The organism is Glutamicibacter sp. (assembly GCF_035257265.1).
GTDB lineage: Bacteria > Actinomycetota > Actinomycetes > Actinomycetales > Micrococcaceae > Glutamicibacter.
On record NZ_DATEXC010000031.1, the window covers coordinates 16,069 to 42,665 of the forward strand.

Below are 26,597 nucleotides of genomic sequence, written 5' to 3' on the forward strand. Positions count from 1 at the left end.
CCCCTCTCTTGACCTGACTCAATAAGTGGGTGCCCTAGCACCCCATTGGCAACAGAAAGACTCTCATGATAAACACACAAGTACTGGTGCTGGGCAATGGCCCTGTGGGCCAGACGACGGCACTGCTTCTCGCCAAGTGGGGTATCAACGTCACTATTCTGGATGAGCGGAAACAACGTGACGCAGTGGGATCCAAGGCCATCGCCCAGCACCGCGACGTACTTGATGTCTGGGAACACGTGGGTGCCGGAAATGCCATCGCCCGGGAGGGGCTGACGTGGAGCCGTTCCCGTACCTATTATGGTGACACCGAGATCTTCTGCGACTCATATTTTGAGCGCGCCGACTCTCCCTACCCCGCGTTCGTGAACCTCTCCCAGACGCGGACCGAAGAATTGCTCGACCTCCAGGTCAAGGGCAATCCGTTCATTAATGTGATGTGGGACCAGAAAGTTTGGGGCTTGCAGCAAGATGACAGTGGGGTCCGGGTGACCTCATCCAGCGTCGACGGTAAGTTGCGGGAATTCTCCGCCGACTACGTAGTCGCTGCCTGTGGTGCCCGGTCGGATGGCCTGCGAAAAGCCCTGGGAGTGACGCTCGAGGGCTCGACTTTTGATGACCGCTTCCTCATTTGCGACATCAAGGTGGATATGGAGGGGTGGGCCGGGGAACGCCGGTTCTACTTTGATCCGGAATGGAATCCCGGTCGTCAGGTACTGATTCACCCCTGTCCAGGGTCCCAATTCAGGATCGATTGGCAGGTCCCCTCGGGATACGATTTGGAAAAGGACGATGCCGACGGCGGTCTCGATCGACGGATCCGGCAAATTGTCGGTGATGCGCCCTACGAAATCGTGTGGAAGTCCGTTTACCGTTTTCACTCTCGAGTACTTGACCGGATGCGGGTCGGCAAGGTGCTGATCGCTGGAGACATGGCGCATCTGGTTTCGCCGTTCGGCGGGCGTGGACTCAACTCTGGCATCGGTGACGCGGAGAATGCGGCTTGGAAACTTGCCTACCTGCTGCGAGGTTGGGCGGGGGAGGAGATCCTGGAGACCTATCACAGCGAACGTCGAGCCGCTGCGGTTGAAAATATCGCGGTGACCACCGAGACCATGGATTTCTTGATTCCCCACACGGAATCCCAGCGGGCTCATCGCATAGACCTTCTTGAACGGGCGCTGCGCAACCCGGACGAATGCAAGAACATCAACTCGGGGCGCCTCTTCGAACCCTTCTGGTACGTAGATTCGACATTGACTACGCCGGATTCGGCACGCCAATTTCAGGGGCGTCCACTCAAGGGACAGATACCCGAACCCGGGCCGGGCGTCATCACCCCCGACGCGGTTGTCACGGTCGACGGAAGCGAGTACCAGCTCCGCAGGTTGTTGCGCTCGGGAACGGTTCTGCTCCTTGGATCCGGTGTTAACGCGGAAGAAGTCCGGCAATCGATGGCTTCGAACCAGAGCTCACCTGTCAGTGTGCTCGAATTGGCCAAAATAGATCCGTCGCAAGTTCTGCAATCTCGACTCAAAGTCCTTCCTCGGGAGATCTGGGTGGTTCGCCCCGATGCGTACATTTCGGCGATCTGCAGCGCTGACAATCTGGCCGGGCTCAATGTCGCAGTCCAGCGCTCACATAGCGGCAAAGGTGCTCAGCCAGCCGTTCCAAATTCACCTCTTTCACACAATATGCAGACCGCTGTCCGCTAGAACCGGTTCGCTTCATCACACCCAAATTTCTCAAGCACTCGAGCAACTTAACGCAGGACTATGAAATCAGGAGAACTCATGACGGACATAAAGCCCAAGCGGCGTAACGAAGAACGCCGTGTTGCGTTGGCTACCGCAGTGGGCACAACCATTGAATGGTACGACTTCTTCATCTATGCAAACTCGGCAGCGCTCGTATTCGCGCACCTCTACTTCTCGCCACTCAGCGGTACTGTAGCAACGCTTGTAGCATTTGCAAGTGCAGGCGTCAGCTTCGTGTTCCGACCGCTCGGAGCCATTTGGGGAGGATATCTGGGCGATCGCTTCGGGCGTCGTGCCGTCTTGGTTCTCACGCTCTCTCTCATGGGCGCAGCCACCTTCGCCATCGGACTGCTACCCACGTACGCAACCATCGGGATCGCAGCGCCCATCCTTCTGGTTTTCCTGCGCATCCTGCAAGGTCTCTCTGCAGGTGGGGAATGGGGTGGAGCCGCCCTGCTTGCGGTGGAACACGCACCCTTGGGCAAACGTGGACGCTTCGGTGTCTACCCGCAGCTCGGTGCACCGGCCGGAATGGTGCTGGCCATCGGAACGATCGCGCTGTTGTCCGCCAATATGTCTCAGGAAGCGTTTATGTCCTGGGGCTGGCGTCTTCCCTTCCTCTTCAGCGTTCTGTTGATCATCATCGGCATCCTCATACGGCGCGGCGTCGAGGAAAGCCCGGTGTTCGAGGAACTCAAGCAAAAGAAGCAGCAGAATGCCACGCCGCTTCGCGTCCTTTTCAAGTCCCATCGTCGCGCGGTGCTGCTCGGTGCTTTGATCTTCATGGGAAACGGCGTTGGCGGTTACCTGCTAGTCGGCGGATACATCACTTCCTACGCCACGAGTGCTGTCGGAATGAACCGCAACCTGGTGCTGGCAGCCGTTGTTATAGCATCGGTCACCTGGTTGATCTTCACCTGGATTTCAGGTCCGTTGTCGGACCGGATCGGCCGCAAGAAGACCTATTACCTCGGATTTACCGCCCAGATTATCGTGGCGTTCCCCTTATTCGCGCTGATCAACACTGGTTCGATCCCACTGCTGATCGTCGCCGTGATCCTGCTGTCCCTAGGACAGGGAATGACGTATGGCCCGCAGTCTGCGCTCTTTTGCGAAATGTTCCCCGCCCACGTCAGATACGCGGGTGCGTCGATCGCCTACGGGTTGGGCGCATTAATTGGTGGCGCATTCTCACCCACGATCGCAACTCTGCTCCAGAGCCTAACCGGTACCACGACATTGATCTCCGTATACCTCATTGCGGTATCGATCGTCTCGATCATTGCCGTCTCCAGACTCAAGGAACGCAGCAGGGAACCACTCGAACCTTCTTCAATAGAAAACGAGCTCCGGGAGCTAGCCCATCGCACGCATAACCCCGGCCAGACATCATCACACTGAGCAATCACGTCTCACCACGCCAGAAAGAAGTAGAACGTGTTACACATGCACACAGACTCCGCCCAGTTGCTAGGCCGTCTCCTCACGGACGGCGCCACAATTGCCGTTGGCGGCTTCGGGCTGTCGGGGATTCCCACAGGCCTAATCGAAGCAGTCCGGGAAACCGGTATCAAGAACCTCACCATTGTTTCGAACAACATGGGAGTTGATGGCAAGGGGCTCGGGGTTCTCATTGAATCAGGCCAAGTCGGTCGCGTGATCGCGTCATACGTCGGGGAGAACAGGCTGTTTGCCGAGCAATATCTGGCAGGCAACCTACAAGTCGAGTTCACCCCCCAAGGCACCCTGGCCGAACGGCTTCGTGCGGGGGGAGCCGGCATCCCGGCCTTCTACACCAAGACCGGGGTAGGCACTATGATCGCCGAGGGAAAGCCACACGCTGAATTCAACGGCGAAACATATGTGCAGGAGCGGGGAATCGTGGCGGACATTGCCTTGGTTCGTGCCCATATCGCCGACACCGAAGGAAACCTCACGTACCGGTATACGGCGCGCAATTTCAATCCGGTCGTTGCCACTGCGGGCAGGGTGACAGTGGCGGAAGTTGAGCAGATTGTCCAAGCGGGAGAGATCCATCCGGACCATGTCGTCACCCCGGCGGTCTACGTCCAACACATCGTGCAGGCGCGCGAACGAATCAAGGACATCGAACAATTGATGGTCCGGCCCCGCCCGGCCCTGGTCTAGAAACTTTATGAAGGAGAAGATCACATGTCTTGGACTCGAGACGAAATGGCGGCCATCGCGGCGGCAGAACTTGAGGATGGCGACTACGTCAACCTGGGTATCGGCATACCCACCCTGGTAGCCAACAACTTGCCCTCCGGCATCCGGGTGAACCTGCAAAGCGAAAACGGCCTGCTGGGCATGGGACCATTTCCCTATGAGGGCGAGGAAGACGCCGACCTCATCAACGCAGGAAAGCAGACCGTCACGATTCTTCCGGGCGGCAGCATTTTCGATTCAGTAATGTCATTCGGCATGATTCGCGGTGGCCATATCAAGGTCGCCATCCTCGGCGCCATGCAGGTATCCGGTGTAGGCGATCTGGCGAACTGGAGCATTCCCGGGAAAATGGTCAAGGGGATGGGTGGAGCCATGGATCTTGTCGCTGGAACCCCACGAGTCATCGTGCTCACCGAACACGTTGCCAAGGACGGGTCCCCAAAGATCGTAGAGGAATGCACGTTGCCTCTGACCGGGTTGGGCATTGTGGACCGCATCATCACCAACCTCGCCGTCTTTGATTTCGAAGGTCCGACAGATGCGAGGGGATTGGTGCTCACTGCCCTCGCCCCCGAAACTAGCTTGGCAGAGATCCACAGCACCACCGGGGCCACGTTCAGGGTTTCGAAGAATATTGCTACACGGGACATGGAGATGAAAGCATGAGTTTGAAGGAAAAATTTGGAACCGACGTACTGCTAACCGGCTGGTCCCATTCCCAGTTCGGAAAACTCGGCGACGACTCGCTGGAATCTCTGATCGTCCAGACCGGGACCGAAGCAATACACAATGCGGGATTTCATGCCGAAGACATTGACGAAATCTACATCGGTCATTTCAACTCCGGAATGTATTCACTGGGGTTTGCCTCGTCGCTGGCCCTGGAAATTTCACCTGATCTTGCCCACGTGCCCTCGACCCGGGTGGAAAACGCCTGCGCCTCTGGTTCCGCGGCGCTACAGCAGGGGGTGAAATCCCTCTTGGCCGGCACCGGGAAAAACGTGCTGGTGATCGGAGCGGAGAAGATGACCCACGCAACGCCCGAAATCGTAGGAGCAGCCTTGCTGGGTGCGGCGTACGAAACGGCAGGAAAACAATCAAATACAGGATTCGCAGGATTGTTCGCCAAGACTGCCAGAGAATATGAACAGCGTTATGGATCCATAGGAGATGCCCTTGGATCGATTGCGGCAAAGAACCATAGCAACGGGGTTTCAAACCCCTATGCCCAGCTCCGCAAGGATCTGGGCGAAGATTTCTGCCGCACCGTCTCCGATAAGAATCCGATCGTGGCCGGCGGCCTGCGACGTACGGACTGCTCGCCGATTTCCGACGGCGCCGCAGCAATCGTCTTGAGCTCCTCGCCTTCCGGCGCGGCATCGACGTCTCCGGTGCGCATGACGGGGTTCGGCCAGGCAAACGACTTCCTGCCAGCACCGAAGCGCGATGCGACTGAATTTGCCGGAAGCATACGGGCCTGGAACCTCGCGCTGGGCATGGCTGGAACGACACTCGAGGACCTTGATTTCGTCGAAGTCCACGACTGCTTCACCATCGCCGAGCTCATCATGTATGAAGTTATGGGTCTCACGCCCAAGGGTCAGGGCCGGCGAGCGATCGAGGAAGGCTGGGTGCAAAAGAACGGCAGACTGCCGGTCAATGTATCTGGTGGCCTTAAATCTAAGGGGCATCCTGTCGGGGCGACAGGCGTCTCACAACACGTAATCTCCGCGATGCAACTGTCCGGAACGGCCGGCGCTATGCAACTGCCCCACGCACGTCGCGCCGCAATACACAACATGGGTGGTTTGGCAGTCGCCAACTACGTCTCGGTGCTCGAAGCAACCTAGCGATTCGCGTCAAGCAGTCTGAACTCTCGCGTTCCATCCAGCAGAGAGATTCTGTTGCTGTGAATTCCTAGGCGAAGAATTTCCCAAATAGCTTCGCGCTCTGCTCACACCAGTCCTACTGCGGGTCGCAGGCATACTCGCAGAAGATCTTTATGTGAGCCCGCTAGACACGGTCCGTCGGGTCCGGGTCGGGATCCTTCCCACCGAACAGGACGTACAGCACATCTTCGTTGTTGCCCATCGACCGTCCCCAGGGCTCGAAACTGGATTGCGATTTTTGCAAATTATTTGCAAAAATCGCAATAGCTTATCTCGAAATGGCACGTCACAACATGGTTATCTTTGAATATTCGCCAACTACCAAGCCAGTTCAAATGGTTTGGCTGTCGTACTTCAGCGCAGAGAACACTCAAGTCAGATAGCTGTCAGGACAAAATGTGGATCGTTACCCGAAACCTCACGATGTGCGGGGAGGACTATTCGCAGAATATGCGAATAGTCTTTTTACTACTTGACATAATCAGAATTATCGGCTCAAAACTCACGGGAGTAGAAGTAGCTGCGAGAACTCCCATCCATCAGCCAATCCACCGTTTCCATTTGACCCTCGGTGACCCAATTACTACGATATGGTTTCCGTTAATTATCTGAGACAAGTAGGAAAAGGGTTATGGCCGCTGATTACGATGAAGTACGTCCCGATGTAGCCGAAGCTTCAGAGAAAACGCTCAAAGACGTTCGAAAACTCGATGCACCCAGTGCAAAGAGCGTCCACTCTGAACTCGACGAGGCAGATGTTTCCGAGGGGTTGGAACTTCCTGGCGCGATTGTTGACGAGGAGCTCGCCGTTGACGTGATCCCGCAAGCTGAGGACGAATTTGTCTGCGTGGAATGCTTCACCATCCGGCATCGCAGTCAGGCCGAGGAACAAGCCACGGCGGGCGTTATCTGTCGCGATTGCGTACTGGAATACGCCTAGATATTCGTTGTAACTGTCCGACGTAGTTCGGAAGACGCTCCCAGCCGTGGGCCTATCTTCGAAACCGGAACGAATTTTGTATCCGAATTGTGTCTTGTCCCCTGTTGAATTTGAACAGTTGTCCTGTGAGAACGCGATAAGTTAAGCGAATGGGGAACGTTTACTTGTACCTGGCGTGCTTATCTCGTGTGGCGGTTCGGATGAGCGACGCGTGAAACTCGGACGGTCTGAAGTTCAATCGTGGCTGGATGCGGTAGCGCCAGGCACTGGTTTGGTGCGCCTTGCCCAATTATCCGGGCTTCCACGTTTACGCGTCACGCAACAGGTCAGCCGCGGCAGTGTGGCCCCCGCAACGGTTACCGCTATCGCTCGTGGCCTTGACCTTGATCCTTTGACAGAACTTTCCAAGTTCCATCAATTTTCAGGTCTTGTTCCTGCCTCACCCGCTGCAGACGAGTTACCTTCATTCATCGCCACTCCTGGCCTTCTGCAGGCCACAGTTCATCGGCTGAAATCAGTGATCACTGATGAGGCTGAGCTTGGCGAGGAAACGTATGATCAGTTGGCATTGAATTGGTTTGCTCTCGCCGATGAGGGAAATCTTCGCGCGCATATCCAGCAAGAGTTGGGGATTGCGCAGCCGACCTTGTGGAAGATGCTTCGAAGCAGGCTTCGTGAGGATGTTTCTTTGGAAATTGCCAGATACGCGAATTTCCCCTTGGTTTCAGCTCTGGTGGTTTCGGGTGTTCTGACCGGTAAAGAGGCAGGTTGGGACGCTGATTGTCGCTCGCGCTGGGTCAATAATGTTCCTCTCGGGCAGCTTTTAGCTGTTGCGGAGAAACGCCTCCACGAGGTGGGAAAACAGGAACGCAACTTGGAGATGTTTGAAAACCATCTAGGATAAAAACCTATGGGTTTTACTAGTTGGGCAGCAGTAACTTTGGCAAGCACATTCACGATAGTGCTTGGTTTGAGGCTTCCCCGCCTGATTCAAGGCACTGGAAACCTCTGGTTGTGGCTCACCCATCTAGGCATGAGTATTGGCCTCTGGCTTGCAGTGGAGCCCATCTATCTCTTCATTGATCGCCTGCTCGGCTCCATCAATGTAGCGAACCTCGTTTCGCATTTTTGCCTCAATTTCGTATTCCTCGCCGCCGGGGTGCAAATCGCCCACAGTATCGGCCGATGTGATGTGGCAGCCAGAATTCGCCGGTTCTCGATTATCGGGCTGCCGTTGTGTGTTGCGCTAATGACGGCACTCTTCTTCGCAACAGACCTGTCGTATTCCAGCATGGGTTTAGATGACTTCAGGGATACCGATACTGCGGTCGTGCTTTACAAGCTGTCCCTCTACATCTATCCCGCGGTGGTGTCCGCGCTGCTGGTGAAACCTTTGGTGAAAGCTAACGCGGGTTCGAGGTATCGGGTGCCGTTTTATTCGAAGAAGCTGATGGCGATCGGCTTTGCTTTCGGCATGATCGCCCCCATGGGTCATCTGGTGGAGCTGACAAACCGGCGACTGGACTGGCTCACTGACGTGCTTGTTTACCCGGCAATGCTGTGTGTTCTCGCAGGCCTTGTTCTGGCGTGGATCTCTGCTTTGCTGACGCATCGCCATAAACTCCAGCCATCCCCACGCCTAGATCACCAGAAGGTCTCCTAGACTCACCAAAGCACCGGTGAGTGTTCCTGCCAGAACTTGGGTGGGCGTGTGGTGTCCGCTGCGGATTCGCGCCCACCCAACCAGTGCGATGACTACTACCGCGAGCTGTGCTCCTGCCGGCAGTCCCAGCAGGCAATGCGAGGCTGCGAAGGCGGTCAAGGCTGCGTGGATGGAGAGCTTCCAGACCAGGTTCACCAGGCCGACGATCAGCAGCCCGGCAAGCATGAATAGTACTTCCACAATCATCTGAGTTGGTGCTGCGATAGCCAGCAGCACGCCGATGCCGCCAAGGATTGAAATCAGCGTGACGAGCAGGATCGGCCAACGCTGATGACGCTGGGTCACATGCACGTCGGTGACCCGTCCGCGCAGTCGCATCCAGATCAAAGCCGCCCAAGGAATCAGTCCTATGAAGAACGTGGCCAGCACGGTGGGTGGCCACGTGACGTGCGGGTATCGCAGGGGCGTGCTGAGCAGGACCAGGGTGACGATGGCTGGGGGTGAGGCGATATGGCTGATGAACTTGGCGTATTTTTCCACCGTTCGAGCCTAGCAACATGAGCGGTGGATTGTTCAGCCTGGGATGCTCACGCCTTGTTCTTTAAGGAATGTCACCGGGTTGGTATCTGCTTTGCCCAGCCAGACTTCGAAGTGCAGGTGGTAGCCGGTGGAGTTACCGTTGGTCCCGACTTTGGCGATCTGCTCCCCCGCTTTGACTTCGTCCCCGACCTGCGCGAGTACCCCGTCTTCATACATGTGCACATAGAGCGTGCTAACTCGCTGGCCATCGATGGTTCCGTGATCCACCTGAACTTGGCAGGGAGAACGGCCCACAACGAGGTCTGAGCAGCTGGCTCGGATGACTTGGCCATCTGCCGCAGCATAAATCGGGGTGTCTTTCGGTGAGCTGAAATCCTCTCCAGCATGTGGCCAAAGACCGCGGTTTTCACCATAGTTGTACTGGATTTTTGAGATGTTCTCCACGGGGAACACCCACCCGGAATTGCTCTTCGGTCCTTCGTAGGGGTCGCCCGAATCTGGGTTTCTGGTGTCGCCTTCGTCTTTGCATTGCGCGTAGGCTTCCTCGTCGTCGCTGACCTCGACGGTGGCACCCTGCAGCGCGGCATAGAGAAGTTCGGCGTCGGGGCGCTGGTCGGCGTAGTTATCGGGAAGTCCTGAGACTTGGACTTTTTCGGCCGTCACTTCGTAAGGCAGGGATTGCCAGTCGGGAACTTTTTTCAGCCGGCTAAAGAAGGTGCTGGCGGCGTAGGAGGGGTCCATGATTTGTTCGACGGTGCCCCAGCCGGCACTGGGGCGTTGCTGCATGAGACTGATCGCATCCCAGGCGTGCCCGACTCCCTGGTGGGGAAGATCCAAGGAGGTGAGGACGACTTTGCGTGCTTTCGCCCATTGAGCTTCAGTCATGACATTGGTACCTTCGGGGTATTTCCAGGTCCCGTCGTTGGCTAGCACTCTCAACGAGCTTTCTTGAATTGCCGTCATCAGGCCAATGATCGCGCCCTGTTGCTTGACCTCGGCCTTTTTCGCTTCGTTGATGATGATTGCTGCATTGGTCAGTTGCTGCTTGTTATATGAGCCCACTTTGGTGGTGGGAAGGTTTTTGACGTTGATTTCCTTCGGCACCGTACTGTCAGGTGAGCAGTCAGTTTCTGTTTCCGTGGCTTTACTTGGGCTATCCCCTAGGAGCAGGATTCCGCCAAAAACCATCCCGAAGAGCAACACGATGATCAGGCCTAGCACGGCGAAGATTCCGCGGCGTTTGGTGCGCTTCATTAGCTATTACTCGTGATTTTCTCGACCACCCATTGCCCGTCAGCTCGACTAAGCAAGAACTTGAGGGTGGTGGCGTTGGTCTGCACACTCACCGTAGCAATCGCCGGCGACACCCCTTGGACTGGTTCGTGGACCTTGACGACCTTGGTGGAAGCGATGTTCAGGTTTGAGGTTTGCTGGAAGGTGTCCCGGGCATTCTGAGACAGGAAAGGTGCCAGGGCTTTGAACCATGCGGTTTCGGTCAGATCCGGGCGTGCATAGGCTGCGGCAGCATCAGTTGCGATCTTCTTGGCTTCTGCGGCGATCTTCGAGTTCCACTCGGTGATTTCCACTTGCTCTGGGGACGCATGGATTTCGTGCTGGATACCGTGATCAGCGTCAGTTTCCGTGGTCTCGTGCTCTAACGACGTGCACCCACTCAAGCCGATCACTGCGAGCATGGCCGTGGCCAGGATAATTCGGCGGTTCATCAAAAACCCCTTAAAGTCTTTTTTTAGAATGAAAATGACTATATCAAGACTATTTGATACCGTGAGTATATCCAAGAAAGGGGACCTCGATGGGCACCGAGTGGCCAGGCGACGAACGCAAAAAAGCAAAAACCGATCTATTGACCGTACCGAGCGCTTCCGACAAACACGAAGCTTCGTTACAGATACCCCATACGACAGAAGAAACACAGACCACGCCACCAGAGCCGACGCGCACCAAACCGCTGACTGCCGGAACCCCGCTAGTTACTGGAACGCTCAGTAGCGCGATTACCGGATCGGACGCACTAGAAACCCCGTTGCCGGCCGAAGAAGGATGGCAGCGCACAGTCCGGGCATGGACGGGCGGACTCATTTCACCCAAACCAGGACCACAAGAACTCGCCCGGCGTGCAACCTTAGCGTCGATCCGCCGCGTGTACCCACGCCCTGTCACCGTCACCATCGCTCAACCTGGAGGCGGATCGGGCAAAACGTCGATCACAGTCGCTCTGGCTTCCACCATCGGCAATACCGCTGATCATGTGGTCTTAGCGATGGACAACAACGAAACCATGGGCACCCTCGGGGTCCGCACCCGCTCCAACGGCTCAAACCTGACCATCATCGACCTGCTCGATGCACTCGAAGAGCTGAAAAATGAACGCACCCGCAGCGGCGACGTCCAATACTTCACCCGCCCTCAAGGCGATAACCGGTTCGCGGTCCTCGCCTCAGATGAAGATCCGGACCGAATGCAGATGCTCACCCGCGACACTTTCAACGAACTACTCGAAGTGGTCCAGCGGTTCTGGAACGTCATCGTTCTGGACACCGGTAACAACACGCGCGCTGAGAACTGGCTGGCCGGCATTGAAAGAACCGACCAACTGGTCTTCCCCGTAGAAATGAACGACAAGTCCGTCGTCTCAGTGCTTCGCACCATCGAACAGCTCCAAGCCATGTCCCAGCTATCGGGTAACAACCATTACGCAGCGTTGTGTCGTCATGCGGTCGTCGTCATTTCTCCTGGTTCACATCGCCGCTCAGTCGCACCGGAACGGCGCAAAGAACTACGCACCATGCTTGAGCAGGCCCTCGGCGAGCAAGCCACATTCCTCAGCATCCCTTACGAACCCGCCCTGGACACCAACGGGCTGATCGATTGGCAACTGGCCACAGATGAGTCGCTCAGGGCCTTTGAAAAAGTTGCTGCCGCAGTCAGCGAAGGTATGCACCAGGCAGCAGTGCGAGCAGAATCCACCCAACGAACCACGAAAGAGAACTAACTATGGAACCGTTCATCACCGCGCTCAGCGTCCGTGCAGAAGTCAAGAACCCATTCGACGGGGTCTCTCCTGACATCTCGGCCCTCGGCTCAGGATTCGACAACGCCTTATCCATCATCCTCGGGGTCATCTGGGGGCTGGTGCTGATCTATGTGTCGGTGAAGCTTCTGACCAGTTTCGTGAAATTCGCCGGAGCCAGGAAACAAGGACACTACGAAGATATGGGCGAACACACGGACGAGCTCAAACGCCGCGGTGTCGCAGTGATCGCGGTGGCGGCCTTTGGCGTGCTCATCGGTGCAGTGCTCAAAGTGGCGGGGATGCTCTAATGACAAGCCGTCGAAGCCTGATCATCGCAGCCGTAGTCCTCATAGCGATCGTGCTGGTTGCTGTCGCCAGCTATTTCATCTCATCGACCGCGAAGCAGAACACTTCGGCGGCTACACCCACTACTCCTTCTGAACCCGACCGAATCAGCGACAACGGGTTCCCTGTGTCCCAGTTTCGCGCCAATGAGGGCGGGATCAAGACCGCAGCCGATGGCCACACCCGTATCGGATACACCGCCTCGTGCGACGACGCAGTACACGCAGCCATCAACTACGTCCCGGCCGAATCCTATGGCACCGGTGACTGGGAACAGCGTGAAGCGACCCTGAAAAAGATCATTTCCTCCAACGAGGACGGCGCAGAATATATTGACGCGCTGCGTTCCATGGCCAAAAACGGAGCAACCTCCACAAAAACTCTTTTTGATCCACCGATCTTCAAGATCGTCAGCTGCGAATCAGGGAAAACAGCGTCCGTCGCAGTGGCACAACGTATCAAAACTAATGCGTTCAAACTCGATGGACGCACCGTTCCTGCAGCGGTAGAAATCCGCGCTACTGAGCAATTGCTGGTGTGGGAAAACAATGACTGGAAACTTGATCTCAGTGGTGAGAATGCCACCTATCGTCCAGAAACCCAGCTTCTCTACACGCAAGGCAAAAAAGAACCATCTTCAGCGCGCGAAATTCTTGGTGATCTGTTCACCGATTCAGACGGTAACCCACTGAGCAGGGATGGCTGGATGGAGCTGGCCCAGTGAAGAAGGTTCTCAGCGTTCTTTCCTCCCTGGCAGTGATCGCATTCCTTTCCACGTTCTTACTTGTAGCCTCTCCCTCGCCAGTCCATGCCGATGAACACACCAAGAAAGTGGAAGAGGCTCTCACTCAGGACCAGGTGAAACGCTTCGAAAAAATGCCTGACGAGGAGAAGGCCAAACTCCTTGATGAGGTTCTCGCCGGAATTGCCAAGGAGAAATGTGGTGAGTTCAAGTACTACACGAAGATGGAAAGCGTCTTTGCTTTTGAGAAGCGCAACTGTGAAGAGCAGACCCGTGATGCCCTGCATCAGATGTATCCAACGGCTGAAACGCTCATCTTGGGTGAAGGCGAAAAGATGAACTTCTGTGACGCTCTCAAGGAAACCAGCGCCAGTGGTCAAGGAATTAGCTACTGCGTCGAGCAAAGAATCAATGCTCAATTCAAGGATTGGACCGGTCAGAAGGTCCGCGGATACCTCGAGCAAAGCGAACTCGGCCGCTCGATTTTGAACGTCACCGATGCCATCGACAACACCATCAAATTCGTGGCGGACCCCAAATCGAACCTGGAGGAACTCGCCAACAGCAGCAAGTCAGAATCCATCGCCATGACCTCAAAAGTGCTCGAAGAGATCTCCTCCACCACAGAGTTCGACGCGTCCAGCCAAGCATTCAAAGACCGCTGGGCACTCTACGCCGGGCTGGGTGTGGTCGGTCTCGGGTTGATGATCATGTTCCTCTTCAAACAGCACAGCAACGGGGAGATGAGTGACGACGATTTCAGTAAATCCCTGCTTTACTACCTGCCTGCAGCGTTGTTCATGGTGATCTATGGCCCTTGGGTGATGAATGAGTTACAGCAACGCGTCGCTCCGCTCACTGATGGAACCAGTGATTGGGCGGCCGAATCCATCAGTAACTTCATCATGGTCATCTCCCGGTTCGGTTCTCTGGAATCCACGAGTTGGTTCGGTCCGTTAGCCGCCATCCTCTTCTTCGGTCTGCTGTTCGTCGGAGCATTGGCCTTGTTGGTCTATTTCCTGTTGATCCCGATCTTCCAACAACTCATGGGTCTCGCGATCGCCCTACTGATCGGCATGCTGCTTTCGCCGAAAACACGTCGCTACGTGATGAAAATTGCCACGACGTTAGTCACGATGAGCCTGCTGAAATCCGTGTCGTTCCTCGTGCTGGGGGCAGTGTTCGCTGTTCTCGCCACCCAACCAGCATTCAAAGGCAACGTGGATGACGTCTTAGTGAATGTCGGCAACCTGGGGGCGACTGCAGCGATCATGTTGATGATCGTCTTGTCTCCTGCGGCGATTTTCCGGTGGATGCCGGTGCTCGAAAGCCGTGAAGCGAAATTCGGCGGGATCTCCCCCGAGATTTCTGCCGGAGTGGGCGGGGCCGTAGGCGGAGCAATCGGCAGCGGTACCGGATCGGTGCGCCGCGCGATCTCCAACCGTCGCGGTTCCGCCACCAGTAGCGCCTCGAAAAGCTCTGGCGGTCACAGCGGTTCTGATGGTTACCTTGCGCCAGGTGGCGGGGGCAAATCCCCCGAATCCAGCGGCACGACACCGAGTAGTTCCCAACGGGCAGAGAGCAACGCACCTGGCCACACATCTGACTCTGGTTTGGCACCGAAAACCAATGGTGCGCACGAACGTTCCAGCCACCACCGAACTGGCTCCCCCGTAGAGACACCAGCTGCAGCGAACGCCCCGCAGCAAGGACAAAACCCTGGCAATCCAGCAGACACAAATACTGCCGGTCAGCCACAGGGTCCGGCCGCCTCTCCCCGTGCAAGCGGTGGTGAACCAGCAGGCCAAGAAGCAGCTGCTCCGACTAGTTCTGCACCTGCCTCGAGCGGAGCAGATCCATCGTCTGGTTCTTCTGGCCAGGGCCGGCAGAAACCGCCATCGAACCGGGCTCAAACGGTAGCCGGTATCGCAGCAACCGCAGCATTCAGCCCACTGACCGCCGGGGCGGTAGGCCTTTTAGCCGGCACCAAATACGCTGCGACCAACGCAGCAGCTCAAGCACGAATGGCTGCGAACGATGCAGACCCAGACTCGTGGGATTCCTTCAAGGATCGGTGATCATTTATGGCACGTCAGGTAGCTCTCGGTGGTGAGTTCAAAAAACGCGGACTGCTCTCAGGCCGCTCCAGACCCGAACAAATCGTCCTCTGGATTGGCCTAGGAATCTCCGCCTCCTTAGTCCTCATGGGCATGGACCGGTTCTTCTTCCTTTTCGCAGGCCTCGTCGTCGCGGTAATCAGTGTCGTGATCACCGTTCCGATGAACATTCACGCAGGACGCAGCTACGCCGCCCTGAAAACCGAGTCCATCTACCGGGCGTATCGCAAGTACGCCGGGCTAAGCATCTATGACCCGGTACACGAAGAAATCGCGCTGGCTACCGTTCAGGACTACCAAGCGAAAAAGAAGAATAAACAAAAAGCATTGCGCCCGCGCGGGTTCGCTGCACGCCGGGCCGAACGACGCAAAGACCACGTTCAACCAGCCCCGCTGATGGTGGGCCGGATGAGCGTGAAAGAAATTGATTTCAACGCCCACGAACGCCTCGCCGTATTCCGCCACGCCAACTGCGATCCGGCCTTCTACACCGTGATCTTCGAGGTCCGTGGCAGTGCCGGCGGCGTGGTGGAAGAAGACATCGAAGACATCCCCCATATCGGCTTCGGCCGCATTTTGGCCAGGGCTGCCCGGCGCACCAGCGCCGTATCCCATATCCAGAGCTTCACCCGCTCCATCCCCCTGGACATCACCGATCACGTGTCCTGGCTCGCCGACTATGTCGACCCTAACGCTCACGGAAACCTCGTGCGCTCCTACCAAGAGCTCTGCTTGCAGGTCGAGGACCGGGCCGAGCAGCACCGCAGCTACTGGGTGCTGCGGTTCGACAACCGCACCGCCCTGCACCGGGCCGCCAATGCCCAACAGCCAGGACCCATGGCCGTGCACGCAGCAATCGTCCAAGAAGCCCAAGCACTGATGTCCCAAGCCGTCGCGCACAAAGCCATCCGCGGCTACAGGCCCGTGGATTCGCAAATGGCGGCCGGGATCCTCGCCCACCTCCAAGATCCATACACGTACGCGATTGATGACACAGAGGTCGGATTAGGGTCGGTCTGGCAGAAACTCGACCAAGAACAAACCCCTAAGGCTGTGGTCGTTAACGACAATGCCTACACCCGGGTGGCTTACATTCCCCGGGATGGGTTCATGGCCGGATCCGCCCTGCCCGTCCAAGCCATGCGGCAGTTGGTTTCTGGGATTGTCCCCGCAGTGATCCACTCGGTCTCCTGGGTGAACGAGGTCGTTGATGCGAAAGAAGCCCGTGCCCAGGCCATGTCTGACCGCACCAGCGATAAGGCCAAACGCCACTCGGACGCATCCAAGGGCAAGATTTCTGATGGCACCGAACAGGTCATGTCGAACTCCTCCGATCAGCGCGCAGTAGACCTGATGCCAGGCAGCGGGCACCACGGGGTGAAATGGGGAGCCTACGTCAGCTTCACCGTGGATTCGGAAGAAGAACTGCTGCGAGTTTCTACTCAGATTGAATCCGTCGCCACCGATTGCGGCATTGACCGGCTGTACTGGCTCGACCACCGCCACGACATGGCCTTGATGGCCGTCCTACCCATGGGAAGAGGAATCCGCAAATGATCAACATCTTCGCTCGAGGCAGCAGAAAGCCTCGAAAATCCGCTCTGAAAAAGAACCAGCTCGCCAAGGCTGTCCCGGCGCCACGGACGGAGCAACGCCCGGACATCACCTGGGATGCCGGACGCCAAACACGCAAAGGCTCACGCTACGGACTCTATGACCCCGCACCAGAAGGTGCCATCTCCACCACCCGGCAGGCCGAAGTCAGCAACCTCGCCGTCCCCTGGTCCCCCACCTCCTACAAGGGCCTGCTGTTCGGCATTGATCTGGAATCAGGGTGGGGCGTCATGCACGACCCGATCTTCGCCTACCCCCACACCGTGAACAACGCCAACGTCGTCGTCATCGGTGACATCGGCTCCGCGAAAAGCTCCGCCGGCAAAACCTGGGGCTGCCTGCGCCCCATGATTATCGGACGCAACGTCATCGTCATCGACAAGAAACCCAGCGATTCCAACCCGGAAGAAGGCGAATACGCCGAACTATGCCGGTACCAAGGAGGGGAACCTGTCACCTTCAAAATCGGCGGCGGCGGTTCCTGCATCAACATTTTTGACCCTTCCATCTCCGCTGAAACAGAAGAAGACAGCACCACCGGCGAAACCCCGCCCAGCCAGTCCATGCTGCTGCGCGCAGTCGCCGAAGAAGTCCTGGGCCGCCCGATCAGCCCGAGGGAAGGCAAAGCCCTGCGCACTGCCCACCGCCGCGCGCTCAAAGATGCAGCAGCTCAACAAATCACCCCGACGATTCGTCTGGTCATCCACCGGATGATCGACCCTGCCGAAGAAGACTCCACCTACCTGGAAATCAGCAAAGCCACTTTGCGCGAATGGGGTTACGACGTCGCCTTCGAGCTCGAACGCTTCGTCGAAGAAGACCTGGCAGGCATGATCGACAACGAAACCACCAAGGATGTGAAACTCGACGACGGGCTCACCGTCTTCGACGTCTCCCAGCTGCCAGAAAACGGGCCCGCCCTGGCGATCGTGATGACAGTGATCAACACGTGGATGACCAACCGCCTGTTCAAAGCCAAGAACCGCCGCCAAACACACTTCGTCGTCGAAGAAGCCTGGCACCTGGTCCAGACCTCAGTTGCCAAGGTGATCCGCCGCAACCAGAAAGTCTCCCGCGCTATTGGCCTGTCGAACTGGTTCTTCTTCCACCACGTCTCCGACATCCCTGCCGGCACTGATGCGGAAGCGATCATCAAGGAATGCGACACCGTGCTGGTGTATCAGCAGAAGAAAGCCCCTGACGCGCGGGCAGCGGTGGACATGTTTGATCTTCCGGCTTCCAGCTACCCCACGATCCTGAACCTGACCACCGGCACGTGCCTAATGAAAATTGGTAACGAAGCACCGTTTGAGGTGAAGCATCTGCGCAGCGACGTCGAAACACTCCTCACCGACACCGACAAAGCTCTGGTTGCTAGGACGACCAGTGAAAAGGAACAGGATCATGTCCTCCACACAGCGTGAAAGCAGCTTCACCACTTTCTTGATCATCGCGGTGCTTGCCGGGATCGTGCTGGCCGCGTTGAACTGGGGCGAAGCCATCACCCCTACCGGGTCGAAAGTCTCGTGGAATCCGTGGGATCTGCTCGAAGCGGGTTTGGACGGGAAGCTTTCCTGGCCGGCCGCGTCCTGGTTCATCCTCGGCGGCATCATTGTCCTGCTCATTGTGGGTTACGTGCTGATCACCGAACTATGGACCAGCCCGCGCAAAGATAGCGCGAAGTTCAACCCTCAAGGTGCTGCGATCACCTCGATGATGGGCTTCACTGCCGCCTGGCATAAAGCACGCCAGATCTATGGGCCATCGGTCACGAAGAAAACCGCTGAAGCGTTCATCGCACTGGCTGTTTACACCAGCACGTCCAAAAAAGTGCCGCTGTATATCCAGCTCGAAGACAGCCTCTGGGTCTATGCCCCGGCCCGCGGCGGCAAAACCTCCAGCGTCGTGGTGCCCATGGTGCTGGGTGCCCCCGGACCGGTCTTAGCAACTTCGACGAAACCAGACGTGGTCGCCTGGACCGCCACCGCACGCCAGACGCAAGGCAAGGTGCATGTCTGCGATTGGGAGGACATCACCGGGTGGCCCCACAAGGTGAAGTGGACGCCGATCTATGGGTGCGAGGATGAGGACGAAGCACTGGAACGCGGCAAAGCGTGGGCGAACGCAGCCCCTATGGAAGGTACCAAGAACGGGTCCTGGTTCAGTGCCAAAGCAGGCTCCGTCCTCGGCCGGCTGCTGCACGCCGCCGCGTTGGAGGACCGCACTATGGATGATCTTTTGTTGTGGATCTTCGACTCACACAATCCTGAGCCGATCGTCATTCTGGAAGACCACCACAAATCACGGGCTTTCATCCAGCCTCTGCGTGAGCGCACCGAATCGAGGGCCGGCGAAACCGAAGACTCCATCAAATCCACTCTGCTCTCTCTGGCTGAACCATTGGTCACCGAGAAGGTGCTGTCCCAGTTCCGGTTCCGCCGCGAAGAGGCATTCGACATCAACGATTTCCTTGAAGGGCCCAACACCCTGCATATTGTGGTGGACGGCGAAAAATCCCCGCTCGGCACGCTGAGCACGATGTTCGCCGATCAGGTCTACCGGGCCGCACGGCGCAAATCCAGTACCTTTGCTTCCGGCCGGCTCTGGCCGGTGTTCCGCATGGTGCTTGATGAAGCGCCCAACGTGGCGGCGTTCAGCAATATGGCCGAACTAATCACCGATACCGGTGGCCGCGGCATCCAAGTGATCGGCATCAGCCAGTCCTTCATCCAGAACGAAGCACGCTGGGGCAAAGAAGAAGCCAAAGCCATCGAATCCAACGCCAGTCTGAAACTGATCTTCCCCGGCATCAACAGTGAAGATCTAAAAACCTACGCCAGCGACATGGGCGTACGGGACAAGGCACGCATCAGCCATTCCTCCAGCAAAACCGGCGGATCCACGACTACCAGTTCCGAGGAGAAAGCGATCGTCCGCGCCGAAGAACTCAAGCACCTTCGCTTCGGGCAAGCCACCGCCGTGTACCGGAACCTGCCGCCGCACGTGGTGCACACCGAGATGGTGTGGCAGCGCAAAGACCATCAGGACTTGAAAGACATGAAAGACCAGACACTGCGCACCTGCGGCAAGGTCTTCCTGGACGCCGACCATGTCGGAGGAAAGGCGGTGGACGTTGAGCGAGCAGAGTAACCGCGATGAGCTCATCGAACTGATCGTTCCGATCGTTGAGCCGCTACTGGAACGCCAGAACAAAGTCGAACAAGGACTTCAAGAACAAGAAGCAGTCCTTGTAGAGCTCGCTGGCCAGCTGGAAACACTGCTGAAGAAGAGCAAAGAAAAGGAGCCGTCCCCGTGGAACCTTCTTCAAGGTAAGCCCGAGGAAATCGCGGGCTTGCTGGAGGAGATCAATGAATGGCTCCCCTGGTTCAACGCGACCTACGGAGCAGGGATGAGCTTGAACATGATTCCTCCGTGCTGGTTCCACCATCCGAACGTCGTAGCGCACCTGATGGGGTTCTATATGGCATGGAAAGCCGCCAATTACGGGACAGCGAGCCCTAACAGTGACTTGGTGTATTGGAACCTGCGCTACCTTCCCGACGTGCTAGATATCGTCAATGCCCCCAGTGACAAGGGCGGCATGGCCGGATGCAGAAGAGAACATCGCACCCCAGACCGAGCAGATCCCGTGCCCGATCCGTTCAAGAAAGAGTTCACTGCATGGCTGACGGAGAACTACTTGTCGAAAGTGCAGCCGGAGGCCGAACCTGCGGAGCAGGACGAGCCGATGAGATCCTACGAAGATCCCTATGCGGATGTGCCTCCGCCATCAGAATCACTATAGGAAGCGCTGGTCCAATACATAGCGTGCCCCGTCTACTTCACGATAGATAAAGCGTCGATGAAGCGATGCTCTCGGCTGCGTAGAAAGAATATTCTCGCCGTGGGCCATACGATTCCTCCAACGATGCAGCCGAGAAGAAAGATCACAGACTCCACGGTTACCCTCTGGCGCCCATTAATTCACCACATTTTGCTTCGCAGCCGGCGATAGCGGATGCGGGATAGGAAACTCAGATTCGAAAGATATTTATAGTTTCGCCGTCAATTTTACGACGACTTCAGGACTTCAAGCTTTGCCTGCATCCTGCTCCGCAGCTAGTTAAATTGTTACCGTTTCCCAATATTCAGCGGTCTCTAAATATTTGTGTTTGAACTAGTTGTCACTAGTGGTAACATAATTCCATCTTATTGAGGTTCAATTTGGCGCGGTTTAGTCGACTTTTCAGAACGACTCCAAACATACGCTTGCTTTCATCGAGCCCCTCCTGTAGCACCCCGAGAAAGAGACCCATGAAGTATCCGCGAAGAATGCATAAGCTAATCGCCATTGCCGGTGTAGCTGCATTAGCTTGTAGCGCTACAACGCCAGTGTTAGCTGCAGAAAAGTCGAGCTTCGATCAAATCACTGTGGCATCCACGCAAGCTTTCTCGCTTGGTCAGCTTGTAACAGCACAAGGAAAGCCCGTTCGCGCTGGTGTTCCCGTGCAGATTTTCGCTTGGCCAAATTCAAAGAAACTGGCTGGGCTCAAAGTCGGCGAGTCGTTTAAGCTAACCGAACTTTCGTCAGTGAAGACCGACGCCGCAGGAAAATTCAATTTAAGTCCTGCACTTAAGGCAGCGGGTAAGTCTTCGGAACCATTGAGCGTTACTGTGACGGCTCAGGACGGTTCAACTCCGTACCAGTATTCGACGGAGCTTGCACCAGAAAACAGTGGTATTGCGCGTCCAGCATTACTATCCACGGCCGGTACGGCAACAGAAGTATCTCAGGGTAGAGATGCTTTCGTTATGAAGCCGAGCAAGGACATAGCTACCCCCGAGCGCGTTGTGGCTACCAGAGCGACGTCAGCGGCAGTTCCAGCAGCATACACTTGCAACAGCAGGCTGGAAACAAAATATTCCCCCACTTACGCTCAAGTAGGGGCCTCGTTCCTCTATGCAAGCGGCGCCTCAGCGGACTACCAATTCAAGGTCGGATCTTCCTCTTCGTTGGGAGTCGCAACCTCGTCATCTGGTAAGTCAGGTTCTTTCTCCGCTGGAGGCACAGCGTCCATTACATCGAATGTGACTCTGGACTTTCCAACCAGTACAAGCGGTATTAAGTTCTACAAAGCGTCTGTAGTAACAGGAAAGTTCTCGACGATTTGCCAGAACATGGCCGGCCCGGGGATTAAACAGACCTACCAGATCCGACCAGTGAAGTTTACTGGTGGGATGACGGTTTCAAAAGGCACCGGTTTCAGCGAGAACCACCGATGTGTAAAGCTGCTTAAGAAAGCCAAATTTACTAAGGACAAGACGCGGGCGATCACCTGGAGCCGCGGGATGACCCTCCCAAAGATTGCCGGATTCAATGTCTCGTCGCAGTCAGGGTTCACCTCGAGCTCAAAGATCGTCTACGCAGCCGGTAAAAAGGACAGGAAAATTTGCGGGCACACCGGTTGGCCGGCTGAGAACGCAGGGAATATTAAGCTGAAATGAAAATGAAGAAATTTATTTCCCTATCTGTTGTCCTGATTTCACTTTCCGCCCTTACTGGATGTGCCGATGGTGATGCCTGGCAGGACGGGCCGTTGGCATTCGGCGTTTCCGAAGGTACGGTGGACAACACCTTCTGTGGAGTGTTCCAACGAGGTGAAGGGAAGACCGGGGCAGCTGACATAGCTACCAACGTCTCCGAAGCTCCTCTATGGATCACTACAGTGCAGGCAATCAGTACTAATCAGTGGGAACCCGGCAATTCTTTAGCTTCAATGTTGCCCGAAGGAAACACCGGTTTGTACGGATGGGTGAACGAGGATCTTGAAGACCCGGAAACTCGACAGATCGTGGATTCCCTCAAACCCCTGAACGAACCGCTTGAAGTCCCTGCCAATAAGAACGTCCTTGTGGCACTCGAAGGTACACCGGAGGTAGGCGAGAAACCGGCTGAGATTTCGCAGCTCCAAATCAGCTACAAAACGGATCCCAATTCGCCAAAAATATTCACCGTCGTAGGGAATATCAGATACGAATGGAATAGCAATACTTGCGAATAGAAGAGTCCGTATTTCACTAAGACTGCTTGTGTTTGAAAGTGAACTTAAGTCTGGCGCGTCAACCTCTAATTAGGTGAAACGCGACAGACTTCAGTTCGTTAAGGGAGCTTAATCAGGCGCGAGATTGGAACTGCACGTCGGTAGCTTCCTAAGTACGTTTCGCTATCTGCCACCTGCAGCACATACGCGGTGTAGGTGGCTTTTGTTGCGATTGATGCTCGCGTAATGGACTAGGCGGAAACTATACCTCAACCCGTTACTGTTATTTCCTGTTCAACGGAGAGATGATTCCTACGCATGCTCTCTCGGTGAGGTTCAGCAGTTCGAGGAGCCGATTTACGGAGTTCGATGAACGCTTCTTCGCAGCACATAACTGAACTACTTCGTCAGTGCCCTGGTCGTTGGAATACTCCTGAACTTCGCTGAGAATCCACTAAAAGCACTCATTATTCCGAAAAGAAGCGGATCGGGTAATTTTTCGCACAGCATGCCATGGCTTCATAAGGCAGTATCCAACCCCTCGTCAAAAGCGAAGTCTTGAGGGTTACTGGAGAGAATATCGAGCGCGTAGTGCCCCTCGCGGCACCGATCTTCGTCAAGACCGGCCCATGCAGGGTGGCCAAGATCTGACAGCTGCTTATAAAGACCAATGATCCGAGACCGGTCAGATCCTTGCAGCTCCAGTACCAGCACCAGCGGATCACCAAGAATCGTTGATAACAACGCAGCATCTTCCAAATGCCGGCCGCGGTCCCTCGTGTCCTCTCGATACGCGGCGCCCTTCAGCACCAGTGCTGCGAAGGGGCTAGGGATACTCAACATGGCGACTACCTCGCCGTCAGAATCCACGATCTGGCAACTGACAGTACGCTTCAAAGCCTGCGTTCCAGCGGAAACCTGGAACGGTTCCCGACCACCGATCAAGAGGGGTGGTTTGGAAATTCCATGGTCCGCGACCATGACGTCGATCGTCTCCGTGAGCCCATCGCTATACCTGACGAACCGGTGGGCCGGCGAGCTCTTACGCAACGGAAGCTGCAATTCATATCCGAGCTGGGAAAGCTCACGGCTCACTTCAGGTCCAGTTACTGCTCCAGTTTCCACATGAAGCACCAGGTCAACGTCAGTCGTGGGCCGGATAACGGGAACCTTCGCTATGGCAGCATGGAGCTGCACCATGAGCCCTCCCACGAGGGTCCATTTCGAAGTATCGAAAACTTGGGCCAGCTCCAAGCACTGGGGCCAAGGAGATGGCCACCCTCCCACAGGCAGTTCGACGCTGACCGTTTGGCGTGGGGGTGTCTTATCGGGCATGTAGCAACTCTTCGATTTTGGCGCGTCCAGCAGAACGCTCGCGGGTGGAAAGCGCGTCTTGCAGATCGACTGCGATGGCAGCCGTTGGCACCTGTCCATCTTCCAGCGGCAAGACAAAGTTAAGTTCTCTAATCAAAATATCACCGGTCGCATCTTCCCTGAGGCCCAGTCTCTTAGCGTTTTTATTGATTAATCCGGCTTTTGCATAGCCTTCAAGGGCACCTGCTCCGGCAGCCAAGCCGAATGAGTTAGCTACTTGGGTATCCCCGAGAACTCCAATGCCTGTGAGCGCAAGGACTTGAGATAGTTTTGCTTTGGATGACTCACTGCCCCGGAACCGACGCGAAGTGGCGCGATTGCGTACGAGTTGCTGGAATTCTTCCGCAGAGATGCTGGCAAGCCTTTTCCGAAGACGCCACAGTTCGCTTGAGGAAAGCCAGGTTACTTTTTGGCCAGAGAGCAGGAACAGCGCGGCCCACGCAGTTTGCTCTGTCCATAGACGTCCTGAGCGCTTTACTTCCCGTTTAACGCGGTGCACTGAGGCAGCGTCGAGCAGGATTGTGCGTCCAGCCACCCCCGACTGTTCCAGACGCGCATTTTTCAGCATCTTTCTGACAGCTTCGGGGGTGACTTCTAAGATCTCAGCTGCTTCGCGTGTAGTCATCGTCCCCATGACACAAAGGTACCGATAAGCCAACCATTGTGTCAACGGGGTCCGAACGCAAGGGTTTGAGCCTACTCTCCTTCTGCTCGCTAGTCTTGGCCTCGAATGCCGTCTTTCACTCATCAAAGTTTGATCCGCAAGGAACCACGGGGTGATGGAACTATTGCTTAACTGCCACAGCGTATAATTTTGTACTAATAGCAAGAGACAAGGACTCATGCTTTATGCATCGAAGAAACCCGCGGGTTTCTTGCGTTAAACCCCGTCAAAGGGCGGGCGTCCCACTAGGAAATGGCATCAATTTATTTATTCCTTTTAAACTCAGCTTTGCTTGGAATACCGACTAACTAGGGGGCCATGATGACCACCACAAGCTGAGTTGTGCGACCAATCACCCCGTTCGATGAGCAGCGTGTCACACGGCATTTCAAGCGCACGGTAGTGACACAAGCTAGCGCGAGAATTAACGGATCGGCCATCGGAGACGAGATGCTGCCGCCACAGCCATGGCCGCGACAGCAGCATGGTTGAGAGCCCGTGAAAAATTAGGTGCAACCGGGAACGCGTCCTTGGCGCGGGGAAACAGCACTACCATCGAGTCGCCGAGTTTAGTAGAGGGCACGTAAAGCCCATCGAGCAGTGCATCTGATCCATTGCCCAATTGTTCCCAGATGTTATGCGACCAATTTCGGCAAATGTTCTTTGTTGCTTGTGGAAGTGAGGCGGAGGCACCATGGTGCACAGCCCAGTCGCTCTTTACCAGGTCAAGCAAAGTCAGTGGTCGGCTAGGATACCAGCCTGACAAGGCCCGGCTAGCAGAAAGGGTGATGGCCTGATCGTCCTGAAAAACTTCGGCGAAAGCCGTGGCATATCCCGTAGCGGTATAGGACACCCCAACTTCAGAATGCTGCTGAGTGGGTGAGGGGTGAGGGTCCCAACGGAAGCGAGATATCGGACCATAGTTCCGTAACTCATCCCAAGCTGAGGGGTGTGTTCCGACTGTGGTGTGGATGCGCCATAGTGCCTGGTCATAGGTGATCAGGTGCTGATGTTCTGTTGTGAGAGGTATTTTGGGGAACAACGGGTTCTTTGGGTGCTTCGGACTCACTCGTAACCCAACTCATCGGCAAGAGTTGCCACAGCCTCAGGATTACCGCCCAAGGCAAGCCACGCAACCGGTGGCATATCCTCCAGATTCTTATTCGCCGTGAGCATGAATCGCTCTATGGATAATGGGTGAAAGTGAGCAGGAAAGGCAGGAATGACTTTCCGCAAACCCGGCACTTGTGCACCATCCACGAATTGCCAACGAGGGAAACGCAAACTTTGCCCCGGGACCCCGCTTCCCGGTGAATACAGCGCTCCTTCAAGGCGTGAACGGCGTATATTTGCCGGATCCCGCCCTAGTAACGCGGCAACTTCAGCGGTACTCAATGAATTTTCTTTCAGCACCACCCTCGACCTAGCCTGCCCGACCAGGACTCGCATGTTCGTTGTCACGCGGCCCTCGGGGCTAAGTTCAGACTCTTCCAGATCGGTGTTTTCCATCAAGAAGTCATGCTCGCCAGAGGTCAGAGGCTCCGCCGCAATGCTTGTGACCTCTTCAAGAACAGCAAGAAAATCATGCGCACTCATCGGATCACCTCGGCGGTGCAACGCCCGATCAACCTCAGATTCAAATGCCATACTCGTCATACTCGTCATACTCTAATGATACGAGATTTAATGC

At 56.0% G+C, this 26,597-nt stretch carries 25 protein-coding genes; 18 read left to right on the top strand and 7 right to left on the bottom strand.

What is annotated here, in order from left to right; all coding sequences use genetic code 11:
• Positions 1 to 65: 65 nt before the first annotated feature.
• From VJ369_RS07415 to VJ369_RS07450, 8 genes are all read left to right on the top strand, one after another.
• Positions 66 to 1,715 carry an FAD-dependent monooxygenase gene (locus tag VJ369_RS07415; RefSeq protein ID WP_324091449.1) on the top strand — a complete coding sequence of 550 codons (1,650 nt, stop codon included), beginning with the start codon at positions 66 to 68 and terminating at the stop codon, positions 1,713 to 1,715.
• 78 nt (positions 1,716 to 1,793) lie between these two features.
• Positions 1,794 to 3,158 carry an MFS transporter gene (locus tag VJ369_RS07420; RefSeq protein WP_324091450.1) on the top strand — a complete coding sequence of 455 codons (1,365 nt, stop codon included), beginning with the start codon at positions 1,794 to 1,796 and terminating at the stop codon, positions 3,156 to 3,158.
• Positions 3,159 to 3,203: 45 nt separating this feature from the next.
• A complete protein-coding gene (locus VJ369_RS07425; protein ID WP_324091451.1) occupies positions 3,204 to 3,905 on the top strand; it encodes a CoA transferase subunit A in 702 nt (233 codons plus the stop codon).
• 24 nt (positions 3,906 to 3,929) lie between these two features.
• Positions 3,930 to 4,610: a 3-oxoacid CoA-transferase subunit B gene (locus VJ369_RS07430; RefSeq protein ID WP_324091452.1), complete on the top strand. Its 681-nt coding sequence runs from the start codon at positions 3,930 to 3,932 to the stop codon at positions 4,608 to 4,610.
• Entirely contained in the window at positions 4,607 to 5,794 is a 1,188-nt protein-coding gene (locus tag VJ369_RS07435; protein ID WP_324091453.1) for an acetyl-CoA acetyltransferase, read from the top strand. Before VJ369_RS07430 ends, VJ369_RS07435 begins: the two co-directional genes overlap by 4 nt.
• Before the next feature lie 670 nt (positions 5,795 to 6,464).
• The gene (locus VJ369_RS07440) at positions 6,465 to 6,773 is read left to right on the top strand and encodes a DUF4193 family protein (RefSeq protein ID WP_324091454.1); all 309 of its coding nucleotides are present in this window, start codon (positions 6,465 to 6,467) and stop codon (positions 6,771 to 6,773) included.
• 271 nt (positions 6,774 to 7,044) lie between these two features.
• A complete protein-coding gene (locus VJ369_RS07445) occupies positions 7,045 to 7,677 on the top strand; it encodes a hypothetical protein (RefSeq protein ID WP_324091455.1) in 633 nt (210 codons plus the stop codon).
• A 6-nt stretch (positions 7,678 to 7,683) separates the two neighbouring features.
• Entirely contained in the window at positions 7,684 to 8,436 is a 753-nt protein-coding gene (locus VJ369_RS07450) for a hypothetical protein (RefSeq protein WP_324091456.1), read from the top strand.
• Here VJ369_RS07450 and VJ369_RS07455 read toward each other — a convergent pair.
• The 3 genes from VJ369_RS07455 to VJ369_RS07465 are packed head-to-tail and all read right to left on the bottom strand — an operon-like array spanning position 8,413 to position 10,700.
• Positions 8,413 to 8,976, bottom strand: a complete 564-nt coding sequence (locus VJ369_RS07455; protein WP_324091457.1) for a hypothetical protein — start codon at positions 8,974 to 8,976, stop codon at positions 8,413 to 8,415. The genes VJ369_RS07450 and VJ369_RS07455 overlap by 24 nt on opposite strands.
• Positions 8,977 to 9,009: 33 nt before the next feature.
• Complete coding sequence (locus tag VJ369_RS07460) at positions 9,010 to 10,230, bottom strand: M23 family metallopeptidase (RefSeq protein ID WP_324091458.1); 1,221 nt, start codon at positions 10,228 to 10,230, stop codon at positions 9,010 to 9,012.
• On the bottom strand, positions 10,230 to 10,700 hold the full coding sequence (locus VJ369_RS07465) for a hypothetical protein (RefSeq protein WP_324091459.1): 471 nt from the start codon (positions 10,698 to 10,700) through the stop codon (positions 10,230 to 10,232). Before VJ369_RS07465 ends, VJ369_RS07460 begins: the two co-directional genes overlap by 1 nt.
• A gap of 89 nt (positions 10,701 to 10,789) precedes the next feature.
• On the opposite strand from VJ369_RS07465, the gene VJ369_RS07470 reads away from it, so the two are divergent.
• The 10 genes from VJ369_RS07470 (at position 10,790) to VJ369_RS07515 (ending at position 22,890) form a co-directional block, all read left to right on the top strand.
• On the top strand, positions 10,790 to 11,989 hold the full coding sequence (locus VJ369_RS07470) for a ParA family protein (RefSeq protein WP_324091460.1): 1,200 nt from the start codon (positions 10,790 to 10,792) through the stop codon (positions 11,987 to 11,989).
• A 2-nt stretch (positions 11,990 to 11,991) separates the two neighbouring features.
• Positions 11,992 to 12,318 (top strand): hypothetical protein, encoded by a 327-nt coding sequence (locus VJ369_RS07475; RefSeq protein ID WP_324091461.1) that lies wholly within the window; start codon positions 11,992 to 11,994, stop codon positions 12,316 to 12,318.
• The gene (locus VJ369_RS07480) at positions 12,318 to 13,079 is read left to right on the top strand and encodes a hypothetical protein (protein ID WP_324091462.1); all 762 of its coding nucleotides are present in this window, start codon (positions 12,318 to 12,320) and stop codon (positions 13,077 to 13,079) included. Before VJ369_RS07475 ends, VJ369_RS07480 begins: the two co-directional genes overlap by 1 nt.
• Positions 13,076 to 15,175, top strand: a complete 2,100-nt coding sequence (locus VJ369_RS07485) for a hypothetical protein (protein WP_324091463.1) — start codon at positions 13,076 to 13,078, stop codon at positions 15,173 to 15,175. Before VJ369_RS07480 ends, VJ369_RS07485 begins: the two co-directional genes overlap by 4 nt.
• 6 nt (positions 15,176 to 15,181) lie before the next feature.
• Positions 15,182 to 16,771, top strand: a complete 1,590-nt coding sequence (locus VJ369_RS07490; protein WP_324091464.1) for a hypothetical protein — start codon at positions 15,182 to 15,184, stop codon at positions 16,769 to 16,771.
• A complete protein-coding gene (locus VJ369_RS07495) occupies positions 16,768 to 18,252 on the top strand; it encodes an ATP/GTP-binding protein (protein WP_324091465.1) in 1,485 nt (494 codons plus the stop codon). The genes VJ369_RS07490 and VJ369_RS07495 overlap by 4 nt, the downstream gene beginning before the upstream one ends.
• Positions 18,233 to 19,978 (top strand): type IV secretory system conjugative DNA transfer family protein, encoded by a 1,746-nt coding sequence (locus VJ369_RS07500; protein WP_324091466.1) that lies wholly within the window; start codon positions 18,233 to 18,235, stop codon positions 19,976 to 19,978. The genes VJ369_RS07495 and VJ369_RS07500 overlap by 20 nt, the downstream gene beginning before the upstream one ends.
• The gene (locus VJ369_RS07505; RefSeq protein WP_324091467.1) at positions 19,962 to 20,633 is read left to right on the top strand and encodes a DUF4913 domain-containing protein; all 672 of its coding nucleotides are present in this window, start codon (positions 19,962 to 19,964) and stop codon (positions 20,631 to 20,633) included. The genes VJ369_RS07500 and VJ369_RS07505 overlap by 17 nt, the downstream gene beginning before the upstream one ends.
• 509 nt (positions 20,634 to 21,142) lie before the next feature.
• Positions 21,143 to 22,333 (top strand): hypothetical protein, encoded by a 1,191-nt coding sequence (locus VJ369_RS07510; RefSeq protein WP_324091468.1) that lies wholly within the window; start codon positions 21,143 to 21,145, stop codon positions 22,331 to 22,333.
• Positions 22,330 to 22,890, top strand: coding sequence for a hypothetical protein (locus VJ369_RS07515; protein ID WP_324091469.1), 561 nt, complete (start codon positions 22,330 to 22,332; stop codon positions 22,888 to 22,890). Before VJ369_RS07510 ends, VJ369_RS07515 begins: the two co-directional genes overlap by 4 nt.
• Positions 22,891 to 23,388: 498 nt before the next feature.
• Here the strand turns inward: VJ369_RS07515 and VJ369_RS07520 are convergent, their stop codons facing one another.
• The 4 genes from VJ369_RS07520 to VJ369_RS07530 all read right to left on the bottom strand — a co-directional run bounded on the left by VJ369_RS07520 (position 23,389) and on the right by VJ369_RS07530 (position 26,554).
• Positions 23,389 to 24,069, bottom strand: a complete 681-nt coding sequence (locus VJ369_RS07520) for a hypothetical protein (protein ID WP_324091470.1) — start codon at positions 24,067 to 24,069, stop codon at positions 23,389 to 23,391.
• A 124-nt stretch (positions 24,070 to 24,193) separates the two neighbouring features.
• A complete protein-coding gene (locus VJ369_RS07525) occupies positions 24,194 to 24,868 on the bottom strand; it encodes a DNA-binding protein (protein WP_324091471.1) in 675 nt (224 codons plus the stop codon).
• Positions 24,869 to 25,331: 463 nt separating this feature from the next.
• Complete coding sequence (locus VJ369_RS19160; RefSeq protein ID WP_414652632.1) at positions 25,332 to 25,976, bottom strand: RES family NAD+ phosphorylase; 645 nt, start codon at positions 25,974 to 25,976, stop codon at positions 25,332 to 25,334.
• Positions 25,973 to 26,554, bottom strand: a complete 582-nt coding sequence (locus tag VJ369_RS07530; RefSeq protein WP_324091472.1) for a hypothetical protein — start codon at positions 26,552 to 26,554, stop codon at positions 25,973 to 25,975. The genes VJ369_RS19160 and VJ369_RS07530 overlap by 4 nt, the downstream gene beginning before the upstream one ends.
• Positions 26,555 to 26,597 lie beyond the last annotated feature (43 nt).